At 76.3% G+C, this 13,782-nt stretch carries 15 protein-coding genes; 12 read left to right on the forward strand and 3 right to left on the reverse strand.

Features of this window, described 5'->3' with window-relative positions:
• Positions 1-9: 9 nt before the first annotated feature.
• The gene (locus LY71_RS17055) at positions 10-1,962 is read right to left on the reverse strand and encodes an FUSC family protein (RefSeq protein WP_106279818.1); all 1,953 of its coding nucleotides are present in this window, start codon (positions 1,960-1,962) and stop codon (positions 10-12) included.
• 218 nt (positions 1,963-2,180) lie between these two features.
• On the opposite strand from LY71_RS17055, the gene LY71_RS17060 reads away from it, so the two are divergent.
• From LY71_RS17060 to nadA, 9 genes are all read left to right on the forward strand, one after another.
• Positions 2,181-3,647 carry an FAD-dependent oxidoreductase gene (locus LY71_RS17060; protein ID WP_211297395.1) on the forward strand — a complete coding sequence of 489 codons (1,467 nt, stop codon included), beginning with the start codon at positions 2,181-2,183 and terminating at the stop codon, positions 3,645-3,647.
• A gap of 186 nt (positions 3,648-3,833) precedes the next feature.
• A complete protein-coding gene (locus tag LY71_RS17065; protein WP_106279820.1) occupies positions 3,834-4,319 on the forward strand; it encodes a GNAT family N-acetyltransferase in 486 nt (161 codons plus the stop codon).
• An 11-nt stretch (positions 4,320-4,330) separates the two neighbouring features.
• A complete protein-coding gene (locus LY71_RS17070) occupies positions 4,331-5,176 on the forward strand; it encodes a Nif3-like dinuclear metal center hexameric protein (protein ID WP_106279822.1) in 846 nt (281 codons plus the stop codon).
• A 36-nt stretch (positions 5,177-5,212) separates the two neighbouring features.
• Positions 5,213-5,536, forward strand: a complete 324-nt coding sequence (locus LY71_RS17075) for a DUF3311 domain-containing protein (RefSeq protein WP_106279824.1) — start codon at positions 5,213-5,215, stop codon at positions 5,534-5,536.
• Between the two features lie 3 nt (positions 5,537-5,539).
• Positions 5,540-7,183, forward strand: a complete 1,644-nt coding sequence (mctP, locus tag LY71_RS17080; RefSeq protein WP_106279826.1) for a monocarboxylate uptake permease MctP — start codon at positions 5,540-5,542, stop codon at positions 7,181-7,183.
• A gap of 26 nt (positions 7,184-7,209) precedes the next feature.
• Positions 7,210-7,950: a zinc ribbon domain-containing protein gene (locus LY71_RS17085; protein WP_106279828.1), complete on the forward strand. Its 741-nt coding sequence runs from the start codon at positions 7,210-7,212 to the stop codon at positions 7,948-7,950.
• Complete coding sequence (locus tag LY71_RS17090; RefSeq protein WP_106279830.1) at positions 7,947-9,044, forward strand: bifunctional RNase H/acid phosphatase; 1,098 nt, start codon at positions 7,947-7,949, stop codon at positions 9,042-9,044. Before LY71_RS17085 ends, LY71_RS17090 begins: the two co-directional genes overlap by 4 nt.
• A gap of 80 nt (positions 9,045-9,124) precedes the next feature.
• Positions 9,125-9,715 carry a dihydrofolate reductase family protein gene (locus LY71_RS17095; RefSeq protein WP_106279832.1) on the forward strand — a complete coding sequence of 197 codons (591 nt, stop codon included), beginning with the start codon at positions 9,125-9,127 and terminating at the stop codon, positions 9,713-9,715.
• A 101-nt stretch (positions 9,716-9,816) separates the two neighbouring features.
• Positions 9,817-10,848 (forward strand): quinolinate synthase NadA, encoded by a 1,032-nt coding sequence (gene nadA / locus LY71_RS17100; RefSeq protein ID WP_245887976.1) that lies wholly within the window; start codon positions 9,817-9,819, stop codon positions 10,846-10,848.
• A 30-nt stretch (positions 10,849-10,878) separates the two neighbouring features.
• Here nadA and LY71_RS17105 read toward each other — a convergent pair whose 3' ends face one another.
• Both LY71_RS17105 and LY71_RS17110 read right to left on the reverse strand, forming a co-directional pair.
• Positions 10,879-11,061, reverse strand: a complete 183-nt coding sequence (locus LY71_RS17105; protein WP_091110021.1) for a hypothetical protein — start codon at positions 11,059-11,061, stop codon at positions 10,879-10,881.
• Between the two features lie 112 nt (positions 11,062-11,173).
• A complete protein-coding gene (locus tag LY71_RS17110) occupies positions 11,174-11,926 on the reverse strand; it encodes a sulfite exporter TauE/SafE family protein (RefSeq protein ID WP_106279835.1) in 753 nt (250 codons plus the stop codon).
• Positions 11,927-11,950: 24 nt separating this feature from the next.
• On the opposite strand from LY71_RS17110, the gene LY71_RS17115 reads away from it, so the two are divergent.
• The 3 genes from LY71_RS17115 to LY71_RS17125 are packed head-to-tail and all read left to right on the forward strand — an operon-like array spanning position 11,951 to position 13,769.
• Entirely contained in the window at positions 11,951-12,310 is a 360-nt protein-coding gene (locus LY71_RS17115; protein ID WP_106279837.1) for a DoxX family protein, read from the forward strand.
• Positions 12,307-13,011 (forward strand): alpha/beta fold hydrolase, encoded by a 705-nt coding sequence (locus LY71_RS17120; protein WP_106279839.1) that lies wholly within the window; start codon positions 12,307-12,309, stop codon positions 13,009-13,011. The genes LY71_RS17115 and LY71_RS17120 overlap by 4 nt, the downstream gene beginning before the upstream one ends.
• Before the next feature lie 14 nt (positions 13,012-13,025).
• Positions 13,026-13,769: a PIG-L deacetylase family protein gene (locus tag LY71_RS17125; protein WP_106279841.1), complete on the forward strand. Its 744-nt coding sequence runs from the start codon at positions 13,026-13,028 to the stop codon at positions 13,767-13,769.
• The last annotated feature ends 13 nt before the right edge of the window (positions 13,770-13,782 follow it).

A 13,782-nucleotide genomic window follows, 5' to 3' on the forward strand; every position in this document is an offset into this window, starting at 1 on the left:
GAGGACGGGTCAGCCGCCCGGCGCCGCGGCCTCCGGGCGGCGGCCGGGCGCGGCGTCGCGGACCAGCCGGCGGGCGGCGTCGACCTCGCGGGCGACCGGGGCGAGCACGCCGTCGGCGAGGATCTCGGCGTCGTCGGGCGGCCGGTGCGCCCGGACGTCGTCCTCCAGCTCGCACAGCGCCCTGCGCAGCACCGCCACCTGCGCGGGGTCGGGCGCCGGCTTCCCGCCGCCGACGGCGATGACCGCCTCGGTGACCGCGTCCGCCGTCCGCTCCAGCTGCACGATCACCGGCCACCACGCGGCGGCGCGGGTGCTGATCGGTGGCGGCTCGGCCAGCCGCCGCTGCAGCTGGGTGTGCAGCTCGGTCAGCGCGCGGTAGGCGCGCCGCCGGGCCCGCCGCCGCAGCGTCGGGTCGTCGCCGAACGCGGCGTCGACGAACCCGTCGAGGGCGAGCACCGCGGCGCGCAGCGCCTCGTCCAGCGGCGCGCGCCAGGTCTGCGGCCACAGCAGGTAGCCGGCGACCAGCACGATGGCGCAGCCGATGAGGGTGTCCACCAGCCGCGCGCCCACCAGCCCCGGGCCGCCGGGGACGGCGAGGTCGAGCAGCAGGATGATCACCGGCGTCTGGAAGACGGAGAACAGGCCGAAGTTCGCCCCGCGCGCCCACGGCAGCAGCCCCGCGGCGACGGCCATGGCGACGACGACCCAGCCGTTGCGCGGCAGGACCGACAGCAGCACCGAGCCGATGAGGACGCCGAGCAGCGTGCCGGCGCCGCGCTGCACGGCGCGGGTGAACACCGACCCGAAGTCGGGCTTGAGCACGATCGCGACGGTGAGCAGCACCCAGTAGGGCCGCTCGATGGGCAGCAGCTGCCGGGCGACCTCGGCGATCGACATGCACAGGACCAGCCGGACGGCGAAGTCGCGGGTGTCGGGGCTGCCGAGGGTGCGGTCGGCGAGGTCGCGCAGCCGCTCGCGCCAGGGCGGCCGCGCCGGCGCGACCGCGGCGCCGGCGCGCTCCTCGGGGTCGCCGACGACGGTCCAGGCCAGCCGCACGCCGTGGCGCACCGCGCGGCGGACGGCGGGCCCCTCCTCCAGCGCGGGCGGCCGCTCGGCGGGCAGTGCGCGGGTGCCGGTGACCGCGGCGGCCAGCGCGTGCACCGCCGTCACGTCGTGCGGGTCGGCCTGCACGCCGGTGCGGGCTGCGGCCACGGTGGCCTCGACGAGCGGGGCGGCGGCGTTGAGCACCCCGGCCAGCTCGGCGAGCTCCCGGTTGCGGCCGGCGGCGAGGCTGCGGGTGCGGATCACCCGGTCGTAGGCGGCGTTGAGGGCGGTGGTCAGGTCGCGTCGGGCGTCGTCGGTGCGCTCGGTCCCGACGGCGGTGAGCAGACCGGCGAGGCGGGTGAACACCGTGGCGACCGAGGCGCGGTCGGGGTCGCTGGGCTCCGTGGCGGCCTGCACGAGGGTGGCGAGCGTGGCCCACGCCGCGCCGGCGAAGAAGAACGCCACCTCGGCGGCCTGCGACAGCGGGGTGACCAGTCCCGACGCCAGCGCCGTGTAGACGAGCAGCTGCAGCGCGCCCAGCGACATGGCCGAGTTCACCGCGCTGATGACGGCGGCCGCGGCCGACAGCGCGGCGACCACCAGCACCGGCAGCCAGCCGCCGCCGGCGGCGTACTGCCCGGCGACCAGGCCGACCGCGCCCAGACCGACCGCGGCGGCCGTGCGGCGCAGCCGCTCGCGCAACGGCCCCGCCTGGGGTGCGAGGGTCGCGGCGAGCGCCCCGGTGGTGGCGAAGACGCCGGCACCCAGCGCGCTGGAGCCGCCGAGGACCAGGGCGACGGCCAGCGGCGCGGGCACCGCGACGGCGAACCGGGCGACGTCGCGCCACGGGATCGGCGGGGGAGTGGTGCGGACCAGCTCCTCGAGCCACGCCGGCGCCCGCAGGGCCCTCTCCGCCACGCTCCCGAGCCTGCCACCCGGGCTGCGGGGCGGCCGCGACGATCAGGTCACCTGGTCATCGCGTGTCCGACCCGACGGTGGGCGGTGGGGTCGGACGCGCTGCGGTGAGGGAGGACGTGCCGCGGTGGCGGTCCGGTCGGCGTATCAGGCGACGAGGGAGCGGCCTCTGGTCGGTCAGGAGCCGCCCCGGGGAGGGCCGGCGCGACCGGGAGGTACCGATGACCGTTCCCACCGGCGGCGAGGACGGCACCGCCGTCGTCATCGGCGCGAGCATGGCCGGCCTGCTGGCGGCCCGCGTCCTCGCCGAGCACGTCGGCCGGGTCGTGGTGCTCGACCGCGACACCCTGCCCGAGGACGCCGTCGCGCGCGGCGGCGCCCCGCAGTCCGCGCACGCGCACGGGTTGCTCGCGCGCGGCCGCCGGGCCCTGGAGGAGCTGCTGCCGGGACTGACCGCGGACCTCGTCGCGCGGGGTGCTGTCCCCGGCGACATGCAGGCGGACTTCCGCTGGATCAGCCAGGGCCTGCCGATGGCCGCGGCCACGTCGGGGCTCGAGGGCCTGATGGTGAGCCGGCCGCTGCTCGAGCGGGAGGTGCGCCGCCGTGTCCTGGCCGACCCGCGGATCGGTGTCCGTGAGCGGGTCGACGTCCGGTCCCTGGTGCACGACGCCTCGGGCCGGGTGACCGGCGTCGCGGGGCTGGACCGGGACGATCCCGGCGGCGACGGGCTCCGCCGGTGGGACGCCGACCTCGTCGTCGACGCCTCCGGACGGCAGTCCAGCGCGCCGGAGTGGCTGGCCGCGTCGGGCTTCGAGCCGCCGGAGGAGGAGCGGGTCGAGGTGGACGTCGCCTACGCCACGCGCCTCTACCGCCGCGAGCCCGGCCATCTCGACGGGGCCCTCGGGATCGCCCTGGCCGGCACGCCGGACAACCCGCGGGGCGGCGTCCTGCTCGCCCAGGAGGGGGACCGCTGGATCTGCGGGCTCGGCGGGATCCTGGGGGACCGGCCGCCGCTGGACCCCGCCGGGTTCGAGGCCTACGCGGCGAGCCTGCCCTCGCCGGCGCTGTACGAGGTCATCCGCTCCGCCGTGCCGCTCGGCGAGCCACGGCGCTTCCGGTTCCCCGCGTCGGTGCGCCGGCGCTACGAGCGGCTGGCGCGGTCGCCGCGGGGGCTGCTGGTCACCGGCGACGCCGTCTGCAGCTTCAACCCCGTGTACGGGCAGGGGATGGCCGTGGCCGCGCTGGAGGCGCTCGCACTGCGCGACGTCCTCCGCGGTGGACTGGACCGGCCCTCGCTGGCCCAGGAGTTCTGGCGGGCGTGCGCGCCGGTCGTCGACGTCCCGTGGCAGATCGCGGCCGGCGGGGACCGGCGCTTCCCCGGCGTCCCCGGGCCGGTGGACCGGCGCACGCGGCTGCTCAACGGCTACGTCGCCCGGGTGCAGCGCGCGGCCGCCGTCGACCCCGCGGTCGGGACGGCGTTCCTGCGGGTGGCCAACCTCGAGGCGCCGCCGCCCAGTCTGATGGCGCCGTCGGTGCTGGTCCGCGTCGTGCGCGCGTCGCGTCGCGTGCCGGCGGTGCCCCGGGTGCCGGCGGCCGCGACGATCAGGTCACCTGATCGTCGCGTGTCCGACCCGACGGTGGGCGGTGAGGTCGGACGCGCTGCGGTGAGGTCGGACGCGCTGCGGTGAGGTCGGACGCGCTGCGGTGAGGTCGGAGCCTGGGTGTGCGGCGCCCGCCCACGGGGTGTGCACGCAGCGCGGACCAGGTGCCGCGAGATCCGCGCTGGGTGCACGAGGCGTCGACCGGGCAGCTGTCACCGCAGGGGATCGGGCAGCCGCTGGTCGAGGGCGCGGCGGCCGCGGCAGCATGACGGCGTGGACGAGACCGTGCGGGACGCCGAGCCGGCCGACCTCGCCCGCCTGCCCGAGGTCGAGGCCGCCGCCGATGCGCTCTTCGCACCGCTCGGCACCACCGACCTGCCGCCGCCGCAGACGCCGGAGCAGCGGGCCGCCGCCTGGCGGGTCCTGGTGGCCGGGCGCCCGGTCGCCGGGTTCGCCGTCCTCGAGCGGGTCGACGGCGACGTGCACCTCGAGCAGCTCTCGGTGCACCCCTCGGCCGGCCGGCGGGGCCTGGGGACGGCGCTGCTGGCTGCCGCCGTCGACGTCGCCCGCGCGAGCGGTGCGCGGCGTCTCACGCTGACCACCTACGCCGACGTGCCGTGGAACGGCCCCTGGTACGCCGCCCGCGGGTTCGCCGAGCTCGCCGACCCGGGTCCGGAGCTGGCGGCCCTGGTCGCGCACGAGGCGGCCCTGGGGCTGACGGCGCACGGCCGGCGCGTGGTGATGGCGCGGGCCACCTAGGGTCGGCGGCCGTGACCGCCACCCTCGGCGAGGTCGTCGCCGCCCTCGAGGCCCGCTACGACCCGGCGCTGGCCGAGAGCTGGGACGCCGTCGGGCTGGTGTGCGGCGACCCCGCCGATCCGGTGGAGCGCGTGCTCGTCGCCGTCGACCCGGTCGCCGCCGTCGTCGACGAGGCGGTCGAGCGCGGCGCCGGCCTGCTGGTGACCCACCACCCGCTGTTCCTCACCCCGGTGCACGGCGTGCCCGCCGACGACCCGAAGGGGCGGCTGGTGCACCGGCTGGTCCGCGCGGGCTGTGGGCTCTTCGTCGCGCACACCAACGCCGACCGGGCCGCGGAGGTGGGCGTCAACGACGCGCTGGCCGCCGTCCTCGGCCTGCAGGCCACCCGGCCGCTGGAGCCGGTCGCCCCCGGCTCGCGGCAGGGGCTGGGCCGGGTCGGCACGCTGGCCGAGCCGACGACGCTGGCCGCCTTCGCCGCGCACGCCGCGGCCGTGCTGCCCGCCACGGCGGGCGGCGTCCGGGCCGCCGGCGACCCCGACCGGCCGGTGCGCACGGTGGCCGTCTGCGGCGGCAGCGGCGGCTCGCTGCTGCCCGCGGCGGCGGCGGCCGGCGCCGACGTCCTCCTGACGAGTGACCTGCGCCACCACCCGGTGTCCGAGGCGCTCGAGGACGGGGGTCCGGCACTGTGTGACGTGGCACACTTCGCCACCGAGTGGCCCTGGGTGCCGGTGGCGGCGAAGGTGCTGGTCACCGACCTGTCCGGCAGGGTCGACGCGGCCGTCTCGCGACGGCGCACCGACCCCTGGACCGTGCACACCGGGAGGAACGGGGAGCCGGCCGCGCACGCGGCGGGCTGAGGTCCGGGGTGCGGCCCCGGGAGGAGGAGGCCGGCGATGGCCAGCTCATCGAGACCACCCGTGGACGGGCCGGCGCGGGGCGGGACGCCCGTGCGCAGCGACCGCAGTCCCTGGAACTGGTTGCTGCTCGTGCCGATCGTGGTGCCGCTGATCGTGCCGCTCTACAACCACGTCGAGCCGACGCTGTTCGGCTGGCCGCTGTTCTACTGGCTGCAGCTGGCCTTCGTCGCCCTCGGCGTGCTGACCACCGTCCTCGTGTACCGGGCGACCCGTCGCTCCCCGCAGGAGCGGGCCGCCGCCCGCGCCGCCGTCGAGCGCGACGGCGCCCGACCCACCTCCACCCGAGACCAGGAGCGCTGAGCCGTGGACGGGGTCAACGTCGTCGAGCTGACGATCGTCATCGTGCTGTTCCTCGTCGTCACCGTGATGGGGTTCGTCGCCTCCCGCTGGCGGCGCGCGGAGAGCCTCATGCACCTCGACGAGTGGGGCCTGGGCGGCCGCAGCTTCGGCACCTGGATCACCTGGTTCCTGCTCGGCGGTGACCTGTACACCGCCTACACCTTCGTCGCCGTGCCGGCGCTGATGTTCGGTGCCGGTGCGGCCGGGTTCTTCGCCGTCCCCTACACGGTCGTGATCTACCCGCTGGTGTTCCTCGTGGTGATCCGGCTGTGGTCGGTCAGCCACGTGCGCGGGTTCGTCACGCCGGCCGACTTCGTCCGCGCCCGGTTCGACTCGCCGGGGATGGCGCTGCTGGTCGCGCTCACCGGCATCGTCGCGACGATGCCCTACATCGCCCTCCAGCTGGTGGGCATCGAGGCGATCCTCAAGGCGATGGGTGTCGAGGGCGAGCTGCCGCTCATCGTCGCGTTCGTCATCCTGGCGCTCTACACCTACAACTCGGGGCTGCGGGCGCCGGCGCTCATCGCGTTCGTCAAGGACACGCTGATCTACCTGACGATCATCGTCGCGGTGATCGTCATCCCGACGAAGCTGGGTGGCTGGGACGCGATCTTCGGTGCGGCCGAGGAGAAGTTCTCCGCCGGCACCGGGGCCGGTGTCCTGCTCCCGGCCACCGGCCAGCTGGGTTACGCGACGCTGGCGCTGGGGTCGGCGCTCGCGCTCTTCCTCTACCCGCACTCGATCACCGGCGTGCTCGCCGCCAGCAACCGCGACGTGCTCAAGCGCAACATGAGCGCGCTGCCGGTCTACAGCCTCGCGCTGGGGTTCATCGCGCTGCTGGGCTTCATGGCGATCGCCGCGGGCGTCACGCCGATCGGCGAGGACGGCAACACGATCGTCCCGGTCCTGTTCCAGGAGATGTTCCCGAGCTGGTTCGCCGGCATCGCCTTCGCCGCCATCGGCATCGGCGCGCTGGTGCCCGCGGCGATCATGTCCATCGCGGCGGCCAACCTGTTCACCCGCAACATCTACAAGGAGTTCCTCAAGCGGGACGCGACCCCGCGGCAGGAGGCCCAGGTCGCCAAGATCACCTCGCTGGTGGTCAAGGTCGGCGCAGTGGCGGCGATCCTGTTCATCGACCCGCAGTTCTCCATCGACCTGCAGCTGATCGGCGGCGTGATCATCCTGCAGACGCTGCCGGCGGTCGCGCTGGGCCTCTACACGCGGTGGCTGCACCGCGGTGCGCTCATCGCCGGCTGGGTGGCCGGGATGGCCGCCGGCCTGCTGATGCTCTACAACGTCCAGCGGCTCGGGCCGGACGGCAGCGTCGTCCGGGAGCACTTCGGCGGGTCGTCGTTCGCGCTGGCCAAGCTCGGCCTGGACGTGCAGTCCAGCGTCTACGCCGGCTTCCTGGCGCTGCTGGTCAACCTCGTCGTCACCGTGCTGGTGACCGTGGCGCTGCGCGCGGCGAAGGTGCCCGACGGCGTCGACGGGACGGCGGAGGCCGACTACACCGCCGAGCGCGAGGACCCGACCTTCCGCGACCTGCCCGACCCGCTGGAGTCCGCCCCGCCGGGGACGGGCGGGGCGGCGCGCAGCCGGGGGTGAGCAGCGCGTCCCGGTAGGTTGAGCGGGTGAAGGCCGACCACTTCGAGCAGCAGAAGCTGCTGGCCCTGGCCGACGAGGACGTCGCGCTCACCCAGCTCTCCCACCGGCGGCGCACGCTGCCCGAGGTCGCCGCGGTCGAGGCCGCGGCGGAGGCCGAGCGCACCTTCGCCGAGGCGGTGGTCCGCGCCGAGACCGAGGTGCGCGACCTCGACCGCGAGCAGAAGCGGCTCGAGGCCGACGTCGACACCGTCCGGCAGCGGGCGGCGCGCGACCAGTCGCGCATCGACTCCGGCGCGGCCACGCCGAAGGAGATCACCTCGCTGCAGTCGGAGCTGCAGTCGCTGGCGCGGCGGCAGTCCGACCTCGAGGACCAGGTGCTCGAGCTGATGGAGCGCCGGGAGACCGCCGACGCCGCACTGGTGGCCGCGCAGGAGGGCCGGGCCTCGGCCGTCGCCGACCGGGAGCGCGCCGAGCAGCTGCGCGACGACGCCCTGGCCGACGTCGCCGACTCGACCGCGCGGCACGAGGCCACGCGGGCCGAGGTCGCCGGCGGGGTCTCCGACGCGCTGCTGTCGCTGTACGACCGGATCCGCACGCAGACCGGCACCACGGGCGCGGCGGTGCTCAAGGCCCGCCAGTGCCAGGGCTGCCGCATCGAGCTCAACGGCCGCGAGCTCGCCGCGGTGCGCAACGCCGACCCGCACGAGGTGGTGCGCTGCGAGAACTGCGGCCGGATCCTGGTCCGCACCGCCGAGTCCGGGCTGTGAGCGGCCGACGGCTGGTCGTCGAGGCGGACGGCGGGTCGCGGGGCAACCCGGGCCCGGCCGGCTACGGCGCCCTGGTGCGCGACGCCGCCACCGGGCGGGTGCTCGCCGAGCGCGCCGCCTCGGTGGGCCGGGCGACCAACAACGTCGCCGAGTACGGCGGGCTGGTCGCCGGGCTGCAGGCCGCCCTCGACCTCGACGCCGGCGCCGACGTCGAGGTGCGGATGGACTCCAAGCTCGTCGTCGAGCAGATGTCGGGCCGCTGGAAGGTCAAGCACCCCGACATGCAGAAGCTCGCGCTGCAGGCCCGCGACCTCGCCCGGCAGCTGGGCAGCGTCCGCTACACATGGGTGCCGCGCGCGCAGAACGGTGCCGCCGACGCGCTGGCCAACAGCGCGATGGACGGGAAGCCGGTCCACCGGGACGTCGCCGCCGAGCCGAGCACCAGGGCCGACGACGTCCAGCCGGCGCCGGAGCGCGCGCCCGCGGTGACCACCGTGACGCACCTGCTGCGGCACGGGCAGACCGAGCACACCCCCGAGCGCCGGTTCAGCGGCCGCAACGACCTGCCGCTGTCGGCCGTGGGGCGCGCCGAGGCGGAGGCGGCCGCCGAGCGCGCTGCCGGGCTGGGCGTCGAGGTCGTCGTCGCCTCGCCGCTGCGCCGCACGCGGGAGACCGCCGAGATCGTCGCCGCCCGCCTCGGCCTGCCGGTGACCGTCGACGACGACCTGGTCGAGATGGACTTCGGCGACCTCGAGGGGCTCACCGCCGACGAGGCCCGCGCCCAGCACCCACTCGCCGCCCGCCGCGTCCTCACCGAGGTCGACGTCCCGGCGCCGAACGGCGAGTCGGTCGCCGACGTCAGCCGCCGGGTGGCCCGGGCCCGGGCGCGGGTGCTGCGCGAGCACCGCGGGCGCACGGTGCTGCTGGTCAGCCACGTCACGCCGATCAAGCTGCTGCTGGCGGCCGGCCTCGACGTCGACGACGCCGTCGTCCACCGGCTGTTCCTGGGCGCGGCGTCGCTGTCGACGGTCGCCTGGTCCAGCGACGGCCGGCACTCCGTCCGCCTGGTGAACGACACCGCGCACCTGCGCTGACCCCGCCCGCCCGCGACCGATGAGGCGCGGGTGCCGGGCCGGTCTGCCCTGCCACGGACCCAGGTGAAGGGAGCGCGGCGATGGGCCGGGTGGTGCTGTTCGCGGCGGTGTCGGTGGACGGGTACGTCGCCCGGGACGACGACCTGCCCGGGCCGCTGTTCGACTGGTACGGCAACGGCGACGTCGAGCTGACCTTCAGCGACCCCGACCGGCCGTTCCGCGTGACGCCGCCGACGACGGAGTTCCTGACCGGCCTGGCGACGCGGGTGGGCGCCATGGTGTGCGGGCGCCGGCTGTTCGACATCACCGGCGGCTGGGCGGGCGTGCCGCCGAACGGCGAGCACGTCGTCGTGGTCACCCACCGGCCGGCCGACGACTGGCCGCACGCGGGCACGGCGCCCTTCACCTTCGCGCCCGACGTGCCGGCCGGGGTCGCGCGGGCCAGGGAGCTGGCCGGCGACCGGGACGTCACGGTCAGCGCCGGGGACGTCGGCGGGCAGGCACTGCGCGCGGGCCTGGTCGACCGGGTCGTGCTCGCGCTGGTCCCGGTCGTGCTGGGCTCGGGGCGGCCCTACTTCGGCACCGGCGGGCCGCCGGAGATCGCGTTCGAGGACCCGCAGGTCGTGCAGGGCAGCCGGGTGACCCACCTGGTCTACGACGTGCGGCGCTGAGCGGGAAGCGCGCCGGGCGCGGACGGGTTGCACCGGACACCCCCGCACCGCCCGCGCCGGCGAGGCGGGGACGATGAGCCCCCCGCACTCCGAGGAGCCCCGTGACCGCCACCATCGCGCCCGCCACCCCCACCGTCGCCGGCGACGAGCGCACCCTGTCGCCCGCCGAGTACGAGAGCTGGGCGGCGGAGGTCCGCCGGCTCGCCGACGAGCGCGGTGCGGTGGTGCTCGCGCACAACTACCAGGTGCCCGAGATCCAGGACGTCGCGCACTTCACCGGCGACTCGCTGTACCTGTCGCGGGTCGCGGCGCAGACCGACGCCCGCGAGATCGTCTTCTGCGGCGTCCACTTCATGGCCGAGACGGCGAAGATCCTCTCGCCGGACAAGACCGTGCTGCTGCCCGACCACGACGCCGGCTGCTCGCTGGCCGACTCGATCACCGCCGAGCAGCTGCGCGAGTGGAAGGCCGAGCACCCCGGCGCCGTCGTCGTCAGCTACGTCAACACCACGGCCGCGGTGAAGGCCGAGACCGACGTCTGCTGCACGTCGTCCAACGCCGCCGACGTCGTCCGGTCGATCCCGGCGGACCGCGAGATCCTGTTCTGCCCCGACCAGTTCCTCGGCGCGCACGTCAAGCGGGTCACCGGGCGGTCGGACGTCCACGTGTGGGCGGGGGAGTGCCACGTGCACGCCGGCATCAGCCCGGCCGACGTCCGCGCGCAGGTCGCCGCCCACCCGGACGCGGAGATCCTCGTGCACCCCGAGTGCGGCTGCACCACCTCGGTGCTCGACCTGGTCAGCCACGGCGACCTGCCGGCCGAGCGCACCCGGGTGCTGTCCACCGGCGGCATGGTCGAGCAGGCCGCGACGACGACGGCCGGGCAGGTGCTGGTGGCCACCGAGGTCGGCATCCTGCACCAGCTGCGGGCGCTCAACAGCGGGACGGACTTCATCCCGATGAACAGCCGCGCGGCCTGCCGCTACATGAAGATGATCACCCCGGCCAAGCTGCTGCACACCCTGCGCACCGGCGAGGGCGCGGTCGACGTCGACCCGGAGACCGCGGCCCGTGCGCGCCGCGCCGTCGAGGCGATGATCGCCATCGGCGAGCCCGGCCGCGGTGGGGAGTGACGGACCGCCTCCCCCCCACGCCTGGCGGGCTCAGCGCAGGACGTCGGCGGAGATGTCGGCGACGATCGCGCGGAAGGTCCGGGTGTCCACCTCGTCGTCGGTGGTGACGCGGACGATGTCGGACACCTGCTGAGGGGTCGTGGGCCGCACGGCCGCGGCACGGGCGGCGGCGATGAGGTGGAGCTGCTGGACGCGGGCGGGGTCGTTGCGCATGCCGTGACGCTAGGCACACCGGCTCGTCGTCCCCGGGCGCACACGCGCGTCCGGGGCACCGGGTGGACCCCTCCGTCACACCCGTCCCGCGAGGGCGTGTCGTCCCGTCCGGTCAGATCCGGGTGAACAGGTAGACCGACACCGCGACGCCGAAGGTCACGATGAGCACCCGCAGCGGGGTCGCGGGGATGCGGGTGGCCACCCGGGCGCCGAGGAAGCCGCCGACCAGGCTGGCCGGGGCGGCCACCGCGACGACCGCCCACGCCACCGGCCCGAACAGGCCGAAGACGACGAGCGTGACGGTCGCCGTCACCGCGGACAGCGCCGACTTGAGCGCGTTGGCCAGCGGCAGCCGGTGCAGCGCCGTGCCGAGGACGCCGACCAGGATGACGCCGAGCGCCCCGCCGAAGTAGCCGCCGTAGACGGTGGCGAGGAACAGCGCCAGGTAGAGCCACCACGGATCGCGGGCGGCGCCGTCGTCCCGGTCGCGCAGCCGGCGGGTGAGCAGCGGCTGCAGCGCGAGCAGCAGGCTGGCCAGCAGCACCAGCACGGGGACGACGACGTCGAAGGCCTCGCTCGGCGTCGTCAGCAGAAGGACGCTGCCCGCCGTGCCCCCGAGCACCGAGACCAGGCCGAGGCGGACCATCCGCCCGCGCTGGCCGGCGTACTCGCGGCGGAAGCCCAGCATCCCGCCGAGGTAGCCGGGCCACTGGGCGACGGAGTTGGTGACGTTGGCCGCGACCGTGCCCAGCCCGAGCGCGACCAGGGTGGGGAACAGGATCAGCGACCCGCCACCGGCGATCGAGTTGATCGCGCCGGCACCCAGGGCCACCGCTGCGGCGATGAGCAGGTCGGCGGCGGACACGAGCGCGGAGCCTACGGTGACCCCGTGCGACTCCCCGCCCCGGCGACCTGGCTCGCTGCCGCCCTCGGCGGCTCCGGCGTGCTGCACCTGGTGCGGCCGCGGGTCTTCCAGTGGCTGGTGCCGCCGGAGCTGGGGAACGCCCGCGCCTGGGTGCTCGGCAGCGGCGTCGCGGAGATCGTGACCGCCGCGCTGCTGACCGCGCCGCCCACGCGGCGGGCCGGCGGCTGGTCGGCGGCCGGGCTGCTCACCGGGTTCGTGCCCGCACACCTGCACCAGTTCCGGGTCGCGCGGGGGGACCCGCGGGCGCTGGCCGTCGCCGCCGTCCGCCTGCCGCTGCAGGCGCCGATGATCGCGGCGGCGTTGAGGGTGGCGCGCGGCCGATGACCGACGTCGTCCTGGTGCACGGGGCCTGGCACGGCTCGTGGAGCTGGCGGCTGGTGCTGCCGCCGCTGTGGGCGGCCGGGCACCGCGTGGTGACGGTGACGCTGACCGGCCTCGGCGAGCGGGCCCACCAGCTCTCACCGGCGGTCACGCTCGGCACGCACGTCGAGGACGTCGTCACCGCGGTGCGGGCCGAGGAGTGCGCGGGCGCGGTCCTGGTCGGGCACAGCTACGGCGGCGTCGTGGTCACCGGGGTCGCCGACCGGCTGGGCACGGAGGTCGGCGCGCTCGTCTACGTCGACGGCGTCGTCCCGCTGCCGGGGGAGAGCTGGTCGACCCGCAACCCGCCGGAGGTGCAGGCCGCCCGGCGCGCGGCGATCGAGCGCTCCGGGTCGCTGCCGCCTCCGCCGCCCTCGGCGTTCGGTCTGTCGGGCACCGACGCCGAGTGGGTGGCGCGGCGGCAGACGCCCCAGCCCGGCGGGGTCTACGACGACCCCGTGTCCTTCGACCTCGACCGCTGGCTGGCCCGCCCGCGCACCTACGTCGACTGCACCAGCCCGGCGCTGGCCACCGTCGAGCCGGCCAAGGAGCTCGTCCGCTCGCAGCCCGGGTGGGAGGTCGTGCGGCTCGCCACCGGGCACGACCCGATGGTGAGCGCGCCGGCCGAGCTGGCCGAGGTGCTGCTGCGGGTCGCCGCCCGCTGACAGACTCCGGAGCCGTGACCGACGAGCCGCCCCTCGAGCCCCTGCCCGACGACTGGGAGCGTGCGCTGGTGCTCGTCGCGCACCCCGACGACATCGAGTACGGGCCCGCGGCCGCCGTCGCCACGTGGACCGCGGCCGGCCGCGACGTCCGCTACGTGCTGGCCACCAGCGGCGAGGCCGGCATCGCCGGGCTGCCGCCGGCGGAGGCCGGGCCGTTGCGCGAGGCCGAGCAGCGGCGGGCCGCGGCGACCGTCGGGGTGTCGGTGGTCGAGTTCCTCGGGCACCCGGACGGCCGGCTGGCCGAGGGGCCGGAGCTGCGCCGCTCGCTGGCGGCGGCGATCCGGCGGCACCGCCCGGAGCTGGTGGTCACCATGCACTTCGGTGACACCTGGACGCCGCCCGAGGTCGCGCCCGGCTACTGGAACAGCGCCGACCACCGGGCGCTGGGCCGGTCGGTGCTCGACGCGGTGGGCGACGCGGCCAACGAGTGGATCTTCCCCGAGCTCGCCGACCAGGAGCCCTGGCCGGGCGTGCGCTGGGTCGCCGTCGCCACGCCGGTGGGGGTCACGCACGTGGTCGACGTGGAGGACGTCGTCGAGCGGGCGGTGGCCTCGCTGCTGGAGCACCGGCGCTACCTGGCGGCGCTGTCGGACGACCCGGTCGAGGAGCAGGCCCGGCGGCAGGTGGAGATGGCGACGGCGCCGTCCCCCCGGTCGGGCGGACGGCGGGTGGCGGGGTTCCGGCTCTACGCCGGCTGACCGCGTCGTCCTC

The organism is Geodermatophilus tzadiensis (genome assembly GCF_003002915.1).
GTDB classification, from domain to species: domain Bacteria; phylum Actinomycetota; class Actinomycetes; order Mycobacteriales; family Geodermatophilaceae; genus Geodermatophilus; species Geodermatophilus tzadiensis.